At 28.9% G+C, this 17,983-nt stretch carries 19 protein-coding genes; 15 read left to right on the forward strand and 4 right to left on the reverse strand.

Annotated elements, in window-relative coordinates:
• Positions 1-175: 175 nt before the first annotated feature.
• The 10 genes from tig (at position 176) to CLLI_RS05885 (ending at position 10,590) form a co-directional block, all read left to right on the forward strand.
• Positions 176-1,471, forward strand: coding sequence for a trigger factor (gene tig / locus CLLI_RS05840; protein ID WP_106063276.1), 1,296 nt, complete (start codon positions 176-178; stop codon positions 1,469-1,471).
• Between the two features lie 171 nt (positions 1,472-1,642).
• Entirely contained in the window at positions 1,643-2,227 is a 585-nt protein-coding gene (gene clpP / locus CLLI_RS05845; RefSeq protein WP_106063277.1) for an ATP-dependent Clp endopeptidase proteolytic subunit ClpP, read from the forward strand.
• Positions 2,228-2,248: 21 nt separating this feature from the next.
• Positions 2,249-3,538, forward strand: coding sequence for an ATP-dependent Clp protease ATP-binding subunit ClpX (clpX, locus tag CLLI_RS05850; protein ID WP_106063278.1), 1,290 nt, complete (start codon positions 2,249-2,251; stop codon positions 3,536-3,538).
• 138 nt (positions 3,539-3,676) lie between these two features.
• Entirely contained in the window at positions 3,677-5,377 is a 1,701-nt protein-coding gene (gene lonB / locus CLLI_RS05855; protein ID WP_106063279.1) for an ATP-dependent protease LonB, read from the forward strand.
• Between the two features lie 207 nt (positions 5,378-5,584).
• Positions 5,585-7,900, forward strand: a complete 2,316-nt coding sequence (gene lon / locus CLLI_RS05860; protein WP_106063280.1) for an endopeptidase La — start codon at positions 5,585-5,587, stop codon at positions 7,898-7,900.
• Between the two features lie 14 nt (positions 7,901-7,914).
• A complete protein-coding gene (gene yihA, locus CLLI_RS05865; protein WP_106063281.1) occupies positions 7,915-8,511 on the forward strand; it encodes a ribosome biogenesis GTP-binding protein YihA/YsxC in 597 nt (198 codons plus the stop codon).
• A 109-nt stretch (positions 8,512-8,620) separates the two neighbouring features.
• Entirely contained in the window at positions 8,621-9,346 is a 726-nt protein-coding gene (locus CLLI_RS05870; protein ID WP_242975536.1) for a CPBP family intramembrane glutamic endopeptidase, read from the forward strand.
• A gap of 161 nt (positions 9,347-9,507) precedes the next feature.
• Positions 9,508-9,912: a hypothetical protein gene (locus CLLI_RS05875; protein WP_106063283.1), complete on the forward strand. Its 405-nt coding sequence runs from the start codon at positions 9,508-9,510 to the stop codon at positions 9,910-9,912.
• A 42-nt stretch (positions 9,913-9,954) separates the two neighbouring features.
• A complete protein-coding gene (locus tag CLLI_RS05880; RefSeq protein ID WP_106063284.1) occupies positions 9,955-10,155 on the forward strand; it encodes a hypothetical protein in 201 nt (66 codons plus the stop codon).
• Positions 10,156-10,224: 69 nt separating this feature from the next.
• Positions 10,225-10,590, forward strand: coding sequence for a hypothetical protein (locus CLLI_RS05885; protein WP_242975537.1), 366 nt, complete (start codon positions 10,225-10,227; stop codon positions 10,588-10,590).
• A gap of 50 nt (positions 10,591-10,640) precedes the next feature.
• On the opposite strand, the gene CLLI_RS05890 is transcribed toward CLLI_RS05885, so the two are convergent.
• Positions 10,641-11,021, reverse strand: a complete 381-nt coding sequence (locus CLLI_RS05890; RefSeq protein ID WP_106063285.1) for a bactofilin family protein — start codon at positions 11,019-11,021, stop codon at positions 10,641-10,643.
• Between the two features lie 181 nt (positions 11,022-11,202).
• On the opposite strand from CLLI_RS05890, the gene CLLI_RS05895 reads away from it, so the two are divergent.
• Complete coding sequence (locus CLLI_RS05895; RefSeq protein ID WP_106063286.1) at positions 11,203-12,156, forward strand: helix-turn-helix transcriptional regulator; 954 nt, start codon at positions 11,203-11,205, stop codon at positions 12,154-12,156.
• 231 nt (positions 12,157-12,387) lie between these two features.
• Positions 12,388-13,632, forward strand: coding sequence for an ABC transporter substrate-binding protein (locus CLLI_RS05900; protein ID WP_242975538.1), 1,245 nt, complete (start codon positions 12,388-12,390; stop codon positions 13,630-13,632).
• 43 nt (positions 13,633-13,675) lie between these two features.
• Here CLLI_RS05900 and perR read toward each other — a convergent pair whose 3' ends face one another.
• The 3 genes from perR to CLLI_RS05915 form a co-directional block, all read right to left on the reverse strand.
• Positions 13,676-14,098: a transcriptional regulator PerR gene (gene perR / locus CLLI_RS05905; protein WP_106063287.1), complete on the reverse strand. Its 423-nt coding sequence runs from the start codon at positions 14,096-14,098 to the stop codon at positions 13,676-13,678.
• A gap of 79 nt (positions 14,099-14,177) precedes the next feature.
• Positions 14,178-14,972, reverse strand: a complete 795-nt coding sequence (locus CLLI_RS05910; protein WP_106063288.1) for a metal ABC transporter permease — start codon at positions 14,970-14,972, stop codon at positions 14,178-14,180.
• A gap of 29 nt (positions 14,973-15,001) precedes the next feature.
• Positions 15,002-15,700 carry a metal ABC transporter ATP-binding protein gene (locus tag CLLI_RS05915; RefSeq protein WP_106063289.1) on the reverse strand — a complete coding sequence of 233 codons (699 nt, stop codon included), beginning with the start codon at positions 15,698-15,700 and terminating at the stop codon, positions 15,002-15,004.
• Between the two features lie 162 nt (positions 15,701-15,862).
• On the opposite strand from CLLI_RS05915, the gene CLLI_RS05920 reads away from it, so the two are divergent.
• The 3 genes from CLLI_RS05920 to CLLI_RS05930 all read left to right on the forward strand — a co-directional run bounded on the left by CLLI_RS05920 (position 15,863) and on the right by CLLI_RS05930 (position 17,805).
• Positions 15,863-16,783 carry a metal ABC transporter substrate-binding protein gene (locus CLLI_RS05920; RefSeq protein ID WP_106063290.1) on the forward strand — a complete coding sequence of 307 codons (921 nt, stop codon included), beginning with the start codon at positions 15,863-15,865 and terminating at the stop codon, positions 16,781-16,783.
• A 187-nt stretch (positions 16,784-16,970) separates the two neighbouring features.
• The gene (locus CLLI_RS05925) at positions 16,971-17,396 is read left to right on the forward strand and encodes a hypothetical protein (protein WP_106063291.1); all 426 of its coding nucleotides are present in this window, start codon (positions 16,971-16,973) and stop codon (positions 17,394-17,396) included.
• The gene (locus CLLI_RS05930) at positions 17,380-17,805 is read left to right on the forward strand and encodes a tocopherol cyclase family protein (protein WP_242975540.1); all 426 of its coding nucleotides are present in this window, start codon (positions 17,380-17,382) and stop codon (positions 17,803-17,805) included. Before CLLI_RS05925 ends, CLLI_RS05930 begins: the two co-directional genes overlap by 17 nt.
• Positions 17,806-17,983 lie beyond the last annotated feature (178 nt).

Here is a 17,983-nt window from a genome sequence, read left to right on the forward strand (position 1 = left end):
TTTAAGTAAAATTTATTTGTAAATTCTATGGCATTTGTATATAATTATTAAGGGTAAATTTATATTTTAGTATAAAATATGAAAATATGTCTATAAGCATATATTAATAATTTAAAATATATGTTATAATATTGTGATTAATATAGCACATCAGGTGACTAGGAGGAATAATATAATGAAAGCCAATATGGAAAAAATAGAAAAGAATGTTGTTAAGTTAGAAATAACTGTTGAAGCAGAAAAATTTAGTGAAGCTATGAAAAAGGCATATGTAAAAAATGCTAAGAAATTTAATGTACCTGGATTTAGAAAAGGTAAAGCACCAATGAGTATTATAAAAAGACAGTATGGAGAGGGCGTTTTCTATGAAGATGCTATAAATATCTGTTGTGATGATACATATCCAGAAGCATTAAAGGAACATAATATAAAACCTGTAGATTATCCAGAAATAGATATAGTTGAAATTGGAGAAGGTAAGGATTTTATATATACAGCAAAAGTAACAGTAGTACCAGAAGTAGAATTAGGAGAATATAAAGGATTAGAAGTTAAGAAGAATACATACGAAGTAAAAGATGAAGAAATAGATCAGAAATTAAAAGATATGCAGGAAAAGAATGCTAGAATAGAAACTAAGGATGAAAATGCTGTAATAGAAAATGGAAATGTAGCTGTTATCGATTTTAAAGGCTTTGTAGATGAAGTAGCTTTTGAAGGTGGAGAAGGTCATGATTATTCACTTGAAATAGGTTCAGGTACATTTATAGATAATTTCGAAGATCAGTTAGTAGGACTTAAAAAGGATGAAGAAAAAGATGTAAATGTAAAATTCCCTGAAGAATATGGCAGAGAAGATTTAAATGGAAAAGTTGCAACTTTTAAGGTAAAAGTTAACGAAATAAAAGTTAAAGAATTACCAGCTATGGATGATGAGTTTGCAAAAGAAGTATCAGAATTTGATACTTTAGTTGAATTAAAAGCAGACATGAAAAAGAAGATGGAAGAAGAAAATGAATTAAAAATAAAAAGAGAATTTGAAGAAGCAGCTATAGATGCAGCTTGTGAAAATGCAAAAGTTGATATACCAGAAGTTATGATTAGAAAAGAAACAGATAATATGTTAAAAGATTTAGAGATGAGACTTAGATATCAAGGACTGGATCTTAACACTTATTATCAATACACTAATAGCAGTGAAGAAAAAGTTAGAGAATATATGAAAGATACAGCTGCTAAAAGAGTAAAGACAGAATTAGTGCTTAATGAAATTGCTAAAGCTGAAAATATAGATGCAACAGAAGAAGAGCTTATGGAAAGAGCTAAGGAAATGGCAAAACAATATGGAGATAAAGAAATAGAAAAAACAACTAAGTTAATAATGGATGCTCAAAGATCATTATTAAAAATAGATGTTATAAATGAAAAAGTAATAAAATTATTAGTTGACAGCAGTAAAGTTATAGCATAATATAAATTAAAATTAATTGCCAGGAGAGTTTCTGGCAATTAATTTTAATGATATTTAATTTATTTAATTTATTTAATATTATTAAAATATGAATTAGAAGCTATAGTATTAGGTAATATATCTTTATATAGCCTATACTAAAGTTATGAATGAAAAAGGAGGAGAAGTTTTATGAGTTTAGTTCCAGTTGTTGTTGAACAAACTAATAGAGGGGAAAGATCTTACGATATTTATTCAAGACTTTTAAAGGATAGAATAATAATGTTATGCGAAGAGGTTAATGATACAACAGCTAGTTTAGTAGTAGCACAATTATTATTTCTTGAAGCAGAAGATCCTGACAAGGATATATACTTATATATTAACAGTCCAGGTGGCTCTATAACATCAGGTATGGCTATATATGATACAATGCAGTACATCAAACCAGATGTTTCTACTATATGTATTGGAATGGCAGCTTCCATGGGAGCCTTTTTATTGACAGCAGGTGCAAAAGGGAAAAGATATGCTCTTCCTAATAGTGAAATTATGATACATCAGCCACTAGGAGGATTCCAAGGTCAGGCTACGGATATTGGTATACATGCAGAAAGAATTTTAAATATTAAGAAAAAGTTAAATACTATTTTTAGTGAAAGAACAGGTCAGCCGTTAGAGGTAATTGAAAAAGACACTGAAAGAGATAACTTTATGGGAGCTGAACAAGCAAAAGAATATGGATTAATTGATGAAGTAATGGTTAAGAAAAAATAACCTTTATTGTGAGGTGTAGGTATGGCTAAAATTGATGATAAAAAACAACTAAAGTGTTCCTTTTGTGGTAAAACTCAGGATCAAGTAAGAAGGCTTATAGCAGGACCAGGAGTATATATTTGCGATGAATGCATAGAGCTTTGTTCTGAAATAATAAGTGACGAATTCGAAGAAGATGTCCATGTAGAAATGGGCTCTTTGCCAAGACCATTAGATATTAAGAATTATCTTGATCAATATGTAATAGGTCAAGATGAAGCTAAGAAAGCCCTAGCAGTAGCTGTATATAATCACTATAAGAGAGTAAACTCAAATAATGTAAATGATGATGTAGAACTTCAAAAAAGTAATATACTTTTATTAGGGCCTACTGGTTCAGGAAAAACTTTGCTTGCTCAAACTTTAGCAAGATACTTAAATGTTCCATTTGCTATTGCTGATGCAACTACATTAACAGAGGCAGGATATGTAGGAGAAGATGTTGAAAATATACTTTTAAAACTTATACAAAATGCGGATTATGATATAGAAAAAGCAGAAAAAGGTATTATTTATATAGATGAAATAGATAAGATAGCTAGAAAATCAGAAAATCCTTCTATAACTAGGGATGTATCAGGTGAAGGCGTTCAACAGGCTCTTCTTAAAATACTTGAAGGCACTATTGCGTCTGTACCGCCACAAGGTGGAAGAAAACATCCACATCAAGAATTTATACAGATAAATACTACTAATATATTATTTATTTGTGGTGGAGCTTTTGATGGAGTAGATAAGATTATAGAGAGAAGAACAATAAATAGCTCTTTAGGTTTTGGAGCAGAGATAAAATCTAAAAAGGAACATGATGTAGGAAAGCTATTAAAGGAAATAATGCCAGAAGATCTTTTGAAGTTTGGGTTAATACCAGAGTTTATTGGAAGACTTCCTATAATAGTAACTCTTTCTGCATTAGACAAAGAAGCATTAGTGAATATACTAAGTATGCCTAAAAACGCTCTTGTAAAACAGTATAAAAAGCTATTTGAAATGGATAATGTAGAACTTGAATTTGATAAAGAAGCTTTGGAAGCCATTGCAGAAGAAGCTATAAAAAGGAATACTGGGGCAAGAGGACTTAGGGCAATACTTGAAGATATTATGGAAAATATAATGTTTGAAATACCATCAGAGGAGAGCATTACAAAGGTTGTAATAAACAAAGATACTGTAGCTAATAAAATACCAGAAACAGTGAAACTAGAAGATGGTAAAAGGGCTCCTTTGAAGGTAAAAAAGTCAAGAACGAAAAAGGGACCTGAAACAGCATAGTGAATTAAATTGAATATAATTTTATTAAAAGAATGGGAATAATTTATTCCTATTCTTTTTTATATTAGGGAATATAGGAAAGAGAAAATGTGCATAATAAAAAATAAACTGAATGATTATAATGGGAGGGTAAGATATATGACTAACATGCTGATATTAGTACAATTTGTTTTTACTATAATTATGGGGTTATATTTTTTTAATGCACTGAAAGGACAACAAACTAATAAAGTAGTAATTGACAGAGAAAGTAGAAAAGAAATGGATAATCTAAAAAAACTAAGGAATATAAAACTTTCTGAGCCATTAACGGAAAAAAGCAGACCAACTACTTTTGAGCAAATAATAGGTCAAGAAAAGGGTATAAAAGCTTTACAAGCAGCTTTGTGCGGTCCTAATCCTCAACATGTAATAATCTATGGACCTCCAGGCATAGGTAAGACTGCTGCAGCCAGATTAGTGCTTGAAGATGCTAAAAATAAGAAACATTCACCTTTTAAAAAAGATGCTAAATTCATAGAAATTGATGCTACAACTATAAGATTTGATGATAGAGGTATAGCTGATCCATTAATAGGTTCTGTGCATGATCCAATTTATCAAGGTGCTGGGCCTCTTGGTATAGCTGGTATACCTCAACCTAAGCCTGGAGCTGTAACTAAAGCCCATGGTGGTATTTTATTTATTGATGAAATAGGAGAGCTACATCCTATAGAAATGAATAAACTATTGAAAGTATTGGAGGATAGAAAAGTATTTTTAGATAGTGCATATTATAATTCTTCAGATCCAAATATGCCTATTTACATAAAAGATATATTTGAAAATGGATTACCAGCAGATTTTAGATTAGTAGGGGCCACTACTAGAAACCCAGAAGAAATTACTCCAGCTATACGTTCTAGATGTGTAGAAATATTTTTTAGAGCTCTTTTGCCAGATGAAATAGAGACTATAGCTGTAAATGCTTCAGAAAAAGTTGGCTTTAAGTTAGAAGATAAAGCCCGTTCTACAATAGGTAGGTATGCTAACAATGGAAGAGATGCAGTTAATTTAGTACAATTAGCGTCAGGTATTGCATTAAATGATGATAGAGATGAAATAACTGTATCTGACGTAGAATGGATAATTGAAAATGGTCATTATTCACCTAGACCGGAAATAAAAATTCATAGTGAACCTAGAATTGGATATGTAAATGGATTGGCTGTTTATGGAGCTAATATGGGTACGGTAATGGAAATAGAAGTTACTGCAAGAAAAAGTGATTTATATAAGGGGGAAATAAATGTAACTGGAATTGTGGAGGAAGAACAGATTAGTTCTTATGACAGAAAAATTAGAAGAAAAAGCACAGCTAAGTGTTCTGTAGAAAACGTAATAACAGCATTACAAAATGTATTCAAATTAAATTTCAGTCAATATGATATTCATGTGAATTTTCCAGGAGGTGTTCCTGTAGATGGGCCTTCTGCAGGAATAAGTATAGCTACAGCAGTATATAGTGCTTTAAATGAGATTCCTGTACATAATGAAATAGCTATGACTGGAGAAATATCCTTATATGGAGAAGTTAAACCTGTTGGAGGAGTAAATAGTAAGATACAGGCTGCTATTAAAGCTGGAGCTAAAAAAATAATAATACCTTATGAAAATTGGCAGGAAAGTTTCCTAAATATTAAAGAAGCTACTATAATTCCTGTAAAAAATATAAATGAAGTTATAAAAGAAGCTTTAGTAGATGGGAAAGATGTTTCAAAACATTCCTCTATTCAAATAACTAAAGATATATTATCCGCTAACCCCTTAGGAAATACAGGGGGTTCAGTGAATAGGTAGAGTATATCTCCTTTATTAGTAAAGGAGATATACTATTTATTAGCTTTTAATTAATGGAATTAATTATTGAATTATTACTATTTTGGAATTGAAAAAACTTTTCTTTATGGTTATAATATATTAGTCTAACTATAATTATTTATTATATATATTAAATTTATACTAATTAAATCATAGTTAATCTAAATATAAAGTGAGGGGAAAAGCATGGAAAATAACATAAAAGTTCTTCCTCTAATTCCTCTAAGAGGTATTACCATATTTCCTTACATGGTTATGCATTTTGACGTAGGAAGAGAAAAATCCATTTTAGCATTAGAAGAGTCTATGTTAAATGGACAAAAGGTTTTCTTAGCTGCTCAAAAGGAAGCGAAAGTAGAAGAACCAGAAGAAGATGACATATTCCAAATGGGAACTATTTGTAATATAAAACAGATATTAAAACTGCCTGGAGATACTGTAAGGGTTTTAGTTGAAGGGGAAAATAGAGCAAGTATTAAAGATTTTATCCAAAAGGAGCCTTATTTTAAAGTCGAAATTGAAGAACTAAGGGACATAGAATGTGTAGATAATAATAAATGTGAAGCTTTATTACGTTCAGTAAGAAAGGCTTTCGATGAATACATAAAATTATCAGGAACTATTCCTGCGGAAACTATAGCATCTTTAGATGATATAGAAAGCCCAGGAAGATTTGCTGATGTGGTTAGTTCTTACTTAATTCTAAAACAAGAAAAAAAACAAGAGCTCTTGGAGGCATATGATGCCACTGAAAGATTAGAGAAGCTCCTTATAGTACTAAATAATGAAATAGATGTTTTAAAAGTTGAAAGAAAAATAGGAATAAAGGTTAAGAATAAAATTGATAAAGTACAAAAGGAATACTATTTAAGGGAACAATTAAAGGCCATACAAGAAGAACTAGGGGAAGAAGACGAAGACAAAAAAGAAATTAATAGATACAAAAATAAAATAAATAAAGCTAAGTTACCTAAACCAGCAAAAGAAAAAGCTTTATATGAACTGGATAGATTGAAGAATAGTGGTTCATATTCAGCTGAGGGTGGAATAATAAGAACTTATTTAGATTTGGTACTAGATTTGCCATGGAACGCAGAAACAGAAGAAAATCTAGATATAAAGAGAGCAAGGGAAATATTAGAAAAAGAACATTATGGACTAGAAGATGTGAAAGATAGAATAATTGAATTTCTTGCTGTAAAAAAAATGAGCAGCTCATTAAAGGGAGCTATTCTCTGCCTTGTAGGACCACCAGGAGTAGGAAAAACATCAATTGCTAAATCTATTGCCAATGCATTAAATAGAAACTTTACAAGGATGTCTTTAGGTGGAATAAGAGATGAAGCTGAAATAAGAGGCCATAGAAAAACCTATGTAGGAGCTATACCTGGAAGAATAATATATGGATTAAAACAGGCAAAATCAAGAAACCCAGTATTTCTTTTAGATGAAATAGATAAAATGAGTAATGATTTTAGAGGAGATCCTGCAGATGCTCTATTAGAAGTTTTGGATAGTGAGCAAAACAGCACTTTTAGGGATCATTATTTAGAATTGGATTTTGATCTCTCAGATGTATTGTTTATAACTACAGCTAATACTTTAGATACTATCCCAAGACCTCTAATGGATAGAATGGAAATTATAGAAGTATCCGGATATACTACCGAAGAAAAATTCCATATTGCTAAGGAACATTTAATACCTAAAAAGTTAAAGGAATATAATTTGGAAGAAGGGAAAATAGATATTTCTGATTCTGCCATATATTTAATAATAGAAAGTTATACAAGAGAATCTGGTGTTAGAAGTCTAGAAAGAAAAATAGCTTCCATTATAAGAAAAGCTATTGCTGAAATGGTTGAAAAGGATAAAGAAAAAATAAGCATAACAGTAAATAACGTGAAAAAATACTTAGGGTCAGTTATATATACTTATGATAAAGCCAATACTGTAGATCAAGTTGGAGTAGTTATGGGAATGGCTTGGACAGGTTATGGCGGTGACACTTTACCAATAGAAGTAACTGTTATGTGTGGAACAGGAAAGTTAGAGCTTACAGGACAACTAGGTGACGTAATGAAGGAATCAGCTAAAGCTGGCTATAGTTATGTTAGAGCTAATGCGGATAAGTATGGTATTGATGTTGAATTCTATAAAAATAAAGATATACATATTCACGTGCCGGAAGGAGCCGTTCCAAAGGATGGACCTTCTGCAGGTGTAACCATGATTACTGCCATGGTATCTGCATTAAGCTGTAAAAAAGTAAAACATAATGTAGCCATGACTGGTGAAATAACCTTAACAGGCAGAGTACTTCCAATAGGTGGTTTAAAAGAAAAGACTTTAGCGGCTTACAGAGCAGGAATAGATACTATAATTATTCCTAAGGATAATGAGAAAGATTTATTGAAAATACCAAAGACAATAAGAAATAAGATAAACTTCATATTAGCTAAGAATATAGATGAAGTATTAGATAATGCTTTAAATAAATAGTCGAGGAGATAAAAATGGAGATAAAACAAGCTGAATTTATAAAATCCGCTGTAACTCCTACTCAGTATCCAGAGGATGATAAAATAGAGATAGCCTTTGTTGGAAGGTCTAATGTAGGAAAATCTTCTTTAATTAATAACTTAACCAATAGAAAAAAACTAGTTAAAGTAAGCAGTACACCAGGAAAGACAAGATTAATTAATTTTTTCTTAATAAATAATAGTTTTTATTTTGTTGATTTACCTGGCTATGGATACGCGAAGGTTTCAAAGCAAGAAAAGTCAAGTTGGAGTAAAACAATAGAAAGTTATCTTTTAAATAGACCTCAGTTAAAAAAGATAATCTTACTTGTGGATTGCAGACGCAAGCCAACAGAAGATGATATTGTTATGTATAATTGGATAAGGCACTATGGATATGATTCTACTGTAGTGGCTACTAAAGTTGATAAGTTAAATAGAAGTGAATTGATGATGAGTAAAAAAATTATAAAAGAAACCCTATCCATGAATGAAGGAGAAGAATTAATCTTCTATTCTACTTTAAAGAAACGTGGTAAAGAAGAATTATTAGAGGATATATTTAATTCACTGGGAAAAACAGGGATTTAAATATGGATTTCAAAGGCATGTAATACTAAATAATAATAGGTATTACATGCCATATATTTTATATATACATAATATAATTGTATTATGTATTTTATGGGGTGGTGAAGCTTTGATAAAGATTAATTTAATAAAAAATATAATAATATTTTCATTAATATACCTTCCGCCGTTATTAGTATTTTGGAAGTTATGGATTAATAAAGATAAAAATAAAATACTACTACTAATAATAAGTATTTTATATTTAATTTTAAGCATATTTACTCAAAATTTATTACCATTTATTTTAGTATTAATTTGTATTAAGTATATAAGATATGATGTACAATTATATAGAGATTATGATATGTATAATTTTAATATAAGGAATTTTAAATTCATGAAGGCTTTAAGTTATTCAATTTTTTCTTATATAATGACTATAATTATTGCTACTATAGCTTTGAACTTTTTTGTTAAATATAAAATCACATTAAAAGATCAAGAAATAGTTTCTTTCATGGATAAAATGCCTTTAAACAGATTTATTTATATGATACCAGTAACAGTCATATTTGCTCCCGTAGTAGAAGAGTTTATTTTTAGATGGTTACTTTTCGAAAAATTATTTAAAAATAGAATAGGCATATATTTTTCTGCTATTATAAGTAGTTTTATTTTTGCTGCAATACATTTTAATATAAAATCATTTTCTGCTATAATGTGGGTAGGATTATTTAATTGTTTTTTAATTAATAAAAAAGGCTATTGGTATGCAGTATTTAATCATGGATTATTTAATTCTATATCTACTTTTGTATTATTATTTGAAAAGCTTGGGATAATTAGGTTCTAATATATAAGAAAGCTAATGATTTTGAAGGATTAAGAGATAAAAATAAAGTTCTTAGAAACTTTATTTTTATCTCTTTTTATGTGTCAAAATAAAAAAAGGAGAATAGTATATATTAGAAACACAAAAGAAGCAAAAAGAATCTTCTGAAAGGAGGAAGTAAGGTGGATTTCAACAGCCTATTAAATGGACTACTAGCTGGAGATAACGATACATCATCAAAACATGAAAGAGCTCCATTCAATAATCTAATTATATGGGTTATCCTAATCTTAATTTTCTTAGGCTGTGGTTGTGGTGGTGGATTTGGAAATGAAAGCTGTTGCTGCGAGAAACGCAGACACCGTAAAAAATCACGTTGTAGAGAAAGTTGCGGCTGCGGCTGTGGATTTGGAAACGGATTTGATTTTGGAAATAGCTGTGGATGTGGATTCCTTGATAACAATTTCATATTTATCATAGCAATTGCAGTACTAATATTCTGCTCATGTAAGGAAAACAAAAGAGGCTGTGATGACAGCTCAATTAGTTTAGATACAGGCAACTTTGTAACATTAGAGGAAGAATAAAACACAAATAAAACCAATGCCCATAGGAAAGGGGGGTTTAACATGTCAAGAAGAAATAATTGTAACAATGGAAACTCAGGTAATGGTCTATTGATATTAATATTAATAGTTCTACAGTTCAACTGCAAACGTGAAAGACACGAGCATGAAGAATGTATGATAGACAATGGTATATTGTTTATTATAGCATTATTCTTCTTAGCTTGCTGCGGAAATTTTAACTTATGCTGCAATAACTGCTAGAAAGTGGCTGGAGGGCATATTTGCCCTCCTTACTATAAATATCCGCATTATTCTAATAGGAGGGATATAATGGGTAAGCATAAAAGACATAGGAAAAAAGAAAACATAGAAAGAAATAATGCTAATAATAATAATAACAATACTGAAAATAATAATAGTGGTAACAATGGAAGTAATAATATAATGGAAATGTTGAATAATATAGATGAAGAACAAATATCATCCTTATTATCAAGCCTAAATTTAAATAATGCTAATGCTGAAGCAAATATTGAAGATGATAATACCAATACCAATGCTAATACTAGTAGTGATAATGCAGACAAAACATTACAGATATTAAATGCTATTAAACCTATGGTAAATGCTGAGAGAGGAGATCTTATAGATAGATTAATACAACTTTATTCTATAAGTAGAATAATAAACAAATAAATTTAATAAAAATAGAAAGACATGAGTCTTTCTATTATTTTAGCATAATATCATTCTATAGTGGTTATTTCTTCAGGGGTTAATACAGTACATTTACCTTGAAAAATTCCGCCATCTCTTATAATTATATTTTTAACATTTACGTCCCCAAACACTTTTCCATAACTTTCAACAGCTAAAATCCCTTCGCAACATATATTTCCTTCAACTTTTCCACTAATATAGGCACTTTTACAAGAAATATCACCTTTGCAATAGCCTGTGGCCCCAATTATAATATCGTCTTGCCATATAATATTACCTTCGAAATATCCATCAATTTTTAAAAGGTCCTCACCCTTTAAAGAGCCGATAACAGTACAGCCATCTCCAATTAATGTTTCTATTTTATTTATGCTTTTATCCTTATCTTTGTCAGAAGAATTAAACATATATATAAAACCTCCTTTTATATGTGCTTTAAAATATTTATATTTAATTTATTTAATATTTATTACTAAAACATATAAATACAAAATTATAATACTATTTTTAAATTTATATGAAATTCCACTAAAATTAATTGAGAAAAATACGATAAAAGTAAAGATAAATGCTTAGGAGGTATATAATATGTCTAAGATAGCACATTTAATAGAAGTATTAATTACATTGCAATATAAAAAATTAACAACAGCGTCTGAATTAGCCCAGGTTTTAAAAGTAGATAAGAAAACTATATATAGATATATAAATAATTTAAATCTAGCAAATGTACCTATACATACTATAAAAGGAAGATATGGGGGGTTTTATATAGATGAGACTTTTTACATGAAACCTCCTAAACTAAATTTTCAAGAATTACAATCTATTATTGCTATAGAACAGTCTATAGAAGATAGTAATTTTCCTCTTAAAAGGGACTTGAGAAATGCAGTAGCAAAAATTAAAAGTATATGCCTAAAGGATGATAAGGAATTAGAAGAAAAGTTGGAGGGTAGTAGTATTAAACTTTATAATTTAGGAGATACATTAAGACTAGATGAAAAAATTGATAAGATAAATTATTCTATGGAAAGAGGAAGAACTCTTGATATTGAATACTTTACCATAAATAAAAACACTTTATATGAGGAAAATGTTGATCCATATAATCTTATTTTCAAAGATGGAGACTGGTATATAGTAGGTTACTCTCATGATGAAGATAAAGTAAAAGTCTATAGGTTATCTAGAATAAGAAATATTGATATAACAAATGATATATATATGAAGCCAAAAACATTTTCACTTAATGATTTTTTAACTAACTCTTGGGGAGTATTTAATGGAGAAAAGCAGTTAGTAAAAGTTAAATTTAGCAAAAATGTTGCTGAATTAATTAGAAAGGTTAAATGGAGCAGCACACAGGAGATAGAAGATTTAGATGATGGAAGTATGATTTTAAAATTTTATATAGATGAATTAGGGGATATAAAAACATGGATATTAGGCTTTGGTGGAGAAGCAGAAGTAATCGAACCGCTTTCATTAAGAGCAGATATAAATGAAGAGATTAAAAAGTTACTAAATATATATAAATAAAATTTAAATTGATGAATAAAATATTAGGAACTGGATAATATAATAAATGTAATTGGAGATTAGATCTCCATAGCACTAAATGGAGTTATGCAACTTTATTTAATGTGCTAGAACCCCCCATCCCCCTTGGGACCGTGAAACGGTCCCTTTTTAAATTTTAAAATTAATTATATATTTAGCTCAATTTGCGCAAAATAAAATGAATACTATTTTATTAAGAGGTGAGCAAGTATGTTTAAGACAAAGTCCAAAATATATATTACTTTCATACTTATGTTGTCATTAACCTTTAGCTTAATAGGTTGTGGAAGCAAAACGGAGAAGAGTAATAAGGAAAAGAAATTAAATATTTATGTAGATATAAAAGACAAACATTCATTAAATATAATAAAATTTATTACCGATGAATATAAGAAGGAAAATCCTAAAGCCACCATAATTGTTAGTAATGCTATGGGAACAGACACATTAAAGGATATTTCCAAGGAAAAGGTAGGGGATATAATATTTGTTTCTAGGAATAAAATGATAGAACTGCAAAGTAAAGGTCTATTGGCAGATGTATCTGCTTATTATGAAAAAAATAAAATAAATGAAAAGTATTGCAATGTGATGAATTCCTATGGCAGATATTCTGATAAGTACTATGGAATTGGAGTAATACCATACACAATAGAAGTATTATATAATAAAGAAGCATTAAAGAAACTGAATGTTAAGGAACCAATAAATATTAAAGAAGGAGAGGATATATTAATAAAATTAAATAAAGAATCAATAAAAGTACCAGTAATTTTGACAGATGATATAGACATAAATAATGCTTTAGCTTCATTGATGATTGGTAATGAAAAAAATGTATACAATGTGGATAACATATACAACAGCTCTAAAGAAGCTTATAAAGAAAAGAAAGAATTTCAAAGTATGTTTGATAGTATACAAACATTATATAAAAATGGAGTAGTAAACAAAAATACCTTTGAAATAGGCAATGAAAATGCAATAAAAAAGTTTGTAAATGGGGATATACCTATGATAATAAGTATCTCCTATTATTATAAGGAATTTAATCAAAATAATGTAGGACTAATAGAGGACTATAGTTCCATAGCATCTTTTAAGGACAATGTTCCGGTAATTGTAAATGCCTTATTGTGTAAACCTATTAATGGGGAAAATGAAGAAGAAGCAAATGATTTTATAAAATTCGCTTTTAGTGATACAACACAAAAAAAACTTCTAGAAAAAGGATTTATAACAGGAAATTCAAAAGTAAATGAAGAAGCAAAGGGAATGGCAAGTTCAATAGCCAAGCATTTAAGCAATAGTAATGAAAATGGGATTATATTTCTATATAACCTTCCAGAAAAGTTTTATGCAGGAATATCCTCTAGAATAGAAAAGATACTCTCGGGGCAATATAAAGGAGATGAATGGAATACCCTAGTAGATGAAGTTTTTAAGTATGAATAAAAAATACAGCAGGCTTAATAAAAGTCTGCTGTTATTTTTATTATCAATTATGCTCGCAGTTTTTGCAGTCCTTGCATATACCATAAAAATATACTTGATTTGTTAGAACATCATAGTCAGTGTGTGGAGCTATCTTCTCATTTAGATCTTGAAAACACACATCTTCTATGTCATCTACTCTTCCACATTGGAGACATTGAATATGAGAATGTGGGCATACATTTCCATCATACCTGAAATTACCTTCTCCTACATTGATTTCTTGAACTAAATTCACTTCAACCAATGTTTTTAAAGCTTTATAAACTGTGGCTAAACTCATTGTAGGATAGTTTACCTGTAGTGCTTTATAAATTACTTCAGCAGAAGGGTGCTCTTTTGTGGATTTAAGATATTCATATACTGCAATACGTTGAGGCGTTAATTTTAATTTTTTCTCTTTAAATGTAGCAGCAATGTTATTCATATACACCATCCCTTTTATTGAATTAATCATATTATATAATAAGTATTATTAATAGTCAATTTATTTTAAATGAGAATTATTATGCATATTTTATTTTTTTAAATATCAGTAAAGATAAAAGAACTAAAACAGAAGTAATTGCTATGGTTCCTCCAGGTGCACAATCTATATAGAAGGAAATTAACAATCCTACAATAATATCTATAAAACCAAATACAATGGAGGAAAAAAATGTGGATTTAAAGCCCTTATTTAATTGGAGTGCCGTAGCTACGGGCATTGCTATCATAGATGATATTACTAATATTCCCATTATCCTAATTGACAGGGAAATAGTTGCTCCTACTAGTAATGCAAAAATATAATTTACGGAATTAACATTTATACCTGCAACTTCAGCACCACTTTCATCAAAGGTAATATATAGCAGCTTATTAAAAAGTATGCAGATTAAAATTACTGATATTATACTTAATGCCAACATTGTATATAAATCCACTTTTGAAACCGTAAGTATACTTCCAAATAAATAGGAATTAACATTTGCTTTAGTTTTACCTGTGCTTATTAAAGTTATAGCTATGCCTACACTTAAAGTCATAACTATTACAAGAATAATTTCAGAAAATTTTTTATAATAATTTCTCAAATATTCAATGAGTAGTGCGCAGACAGATGTAAAAATAAATGCGCATATAATTGGATTTCGATTTATAACAAGCCCTAAAGCAACTCCGGCAAAAGAAGCATGGGATAGGGTATCGCCCATCATAGAATACCTTTTTAGTACTAAGAAGGTACCTACAGAAGGACATAATATGGAAATAAATATTGCAGCTATAAGAGCATTCTGAATAAAGGTATATTCAAACATTTTTTCCTCCTTAAAATCTATATAGTTAATTATGACTGCTTACAATTTTTTGGATGTAGGCCTTTTTCTGATAAAGCATTTGTATTTATTATCTTTCTATAATCAGATACATCATACAATAACGCTTTAGCATCTTGCATTTTAATAATATGAGAAGAATTTTTCAGAGCTGCTTCCATATTATGCTCTACGGATATAACTGTAATTTGTTTATTTATATTTAACTCTTTTATAAAGGAATATATTTCATTCTGACTTTTTATATCTACCCCTGTAGAAGGCTCATCTAGAATTAACAATTCGGGTTCTCCCATCAGTGCCCTAGCTATAAAAATTTTTTGTTGTTGACCTCCAGAAAGATTTCCTATAAGATGATTTTTAAAGTCTAACATTCCTATGGAGTCTAAACTTTTATCAATAATATCTTTATTCTTAATTTTTAATATGTGCATATGACATTTAAGAATCTCATTCACAGTTATAGGAAATTGAGAATTAAAAGTATCTATTCTCTGAGGAACATAACCTATTTTATTTGTTCCTATATTTATAGAACCTTTGCAGGGCTTTAATAGTTTTAATATTAGTTTAACTAGAGTACTTTTACAACTTCCATTTTTCCCAATGATTGAAGTATAAGTACCTTTGCTGATATTTAAATTAATATCATTTATAATGTAAGGCATATCCCCTGTGTATGAAAAACTTAAATTTTTTATTTCAATCATCCTTTATAAACCTCCAATTAATAACACTAACATAAATATTATACACACACTTGCAAATTATTTGCAACAGTATTCTAATATATACTTGACACTGGAAATAATTAATAATATTATATTAAAAGATGCAAATAATTTGCATTAAAAATAATAGGATGTGGTTACATGAACAAGAAGTATATAATAATTTGCGTATTTTTAATGGTTTCATTATGCTTTTCAGGATGTAGTAATAATAATAAAAATGTTATGAATGAGAAAGATAATAATTCAAAATTAAATGTAGTGGTAAGTTTTAATCCTTTAAGAGAATTTGCTGAATATATAGGAGGGGATAAGGTTGATGTTAAAGTAATAATACCAGATGGTACAGAACCACATGATTTTGAACCAAAGGGTAAGGACTTAGTAGGCTTGAATAATGCTAAGGTTTTTATATATAATGGTTTTGGCATGGAGGGTTGGGTTGATAAAACATTAAGTAGTTTAGATAATAAGGAACTCCTCACAGTAGAGGCTTCTAAAGGATGCAAGCCTATAAGCGCTAATGAAGAAAATAATGGTGAGTCAGGAGAAGGAGGCTATGATCCTCATACTTGGCTTGGATTAAGTACGGCTATTGTTGAAGCAGAAAATATAAAAGAAGCATTTGTCAAGGCTGATCCTGCTAATAAAGAATTCTATGAAAAAAATTATAATGATTTTAAAAATAAATTAGAAACTTTACTTAAAGATTATAAAGGAAAGTTTGCTCAGTTGAAGAACAAAAATTTTGTAACAGGGCATGCGGCCTTTGCATATTTTTGTAGGGATTTTGGGTTGAAACAAAATAGTGTGGAAGGTGTTTTCGGAGAAGGAGAACCTAGCCCTAAAAAGATGAAAGATTTAATTAATTATTGCAAAGCTAATAATGTAAGAACAATTTTTGTAGAGGAAATGGTAAGCCCCAAAGTATCAGAAACTTTGGCTAAAGAGGTAAATGCTAAAGTTAAAACTATATATACAATAGAGAGTAAAGAGAATAATAAAAATTATATAGAAAGTATGAAGGAAAATATAAATCTGGTATATGAAAGTCTGAAATAAAAAATATGATTACAATATGTTAGAAATTTATGATGATGATTTTATACCCTTATTTGTTTAGTGAAAAGGCAGGAATATTTCCTGCCTTAAATTATTATCAAAATTATCTCATAGTGAATGCTTAAAAAACTTACAATATGTTAAATATATAAACATATGGAAATTGTGGTTATAGGAGTGAGAGTATATGCTAAATAAGATATTAAATCCAGATTTATTTCATGGAGGGAATAAGGAAAAAAATTTTTTTGAAGGATGGTATTTTAAGTTAGTAGATAAAGAAGGCAAGAATTCTTATGCACTAATTCCTGGAGTGTTTTTAGGCAGCAGAAAAGAATATTCTCATAGTTTTATTCAAATATTACATGGTAATGAAGCTTTATACTTATATAAAAAATATAAAGTTGAAGACTTTATATGGCATGAAGGTAAATTTGCTATAAATGTTAAAGATAATATTTTTTCTTTAAAGGGAATAAAAGTAGATATTAATGATTCAGTCATATCTGTAAAGGGAAAAGTTAAATTTAATAATATTGTTAAATGGCCAAATACAATATTAAATCCAGGCAGCATGGGCTTTTCCATATTCATGGATATGGGTACAGTGTAACAATTTTAAAAATAGAACTGTATCAGTTACATGTTCTATAGGTGAAGTACCATTTTTAATGGGAGGATTTAGAGGATTTTTAATAGGATTAACTTTAAATAATAAATTTTATGAGTTTACCACTATAAATAGAAGCAAATTAAATATAGTTAAAAAAGAACAGGATATACATATAAAAGTTAGTAACTTGGTAAATACATTGGTAATAGATATAGAAAGCCCTAAAGATAAGTTTGCTATATGTAATGGACCTAGGGACAATAAAATGATTCCTTTAGTTAAAGAAAATTTAAGCAGCAAAGTTAAAATACAATTAAAGCGTAATAAGGATAATAAAATATTATATTGTGATGAAGGTATTTGCGGTGGCGTGGAATATGGAGGTAAAATCATGAACATGCTAGGATAGTATTAGATTATTGTATAAGCTTTAAGTGCATGGAAAGTTTTATTGAAAATAATATAAAAAAGTTTCAAAAAACTATTGCAAAATAATAATAACTATTATATAATAATAATTGTAAACAGAGAACAAAAATAATTTTAAATAAATAATAATTTTAAATAGGAGGAATATAAAAATGAAA

This window comes from Clostridium liquoris (genome assembly GCF_002995785.1).
GTDB lineage: Bacteria > Bacillota > Clostridia > Clostridiales > Clostridiaceae > Clostridium_AO > Clostridium_AO liquoris.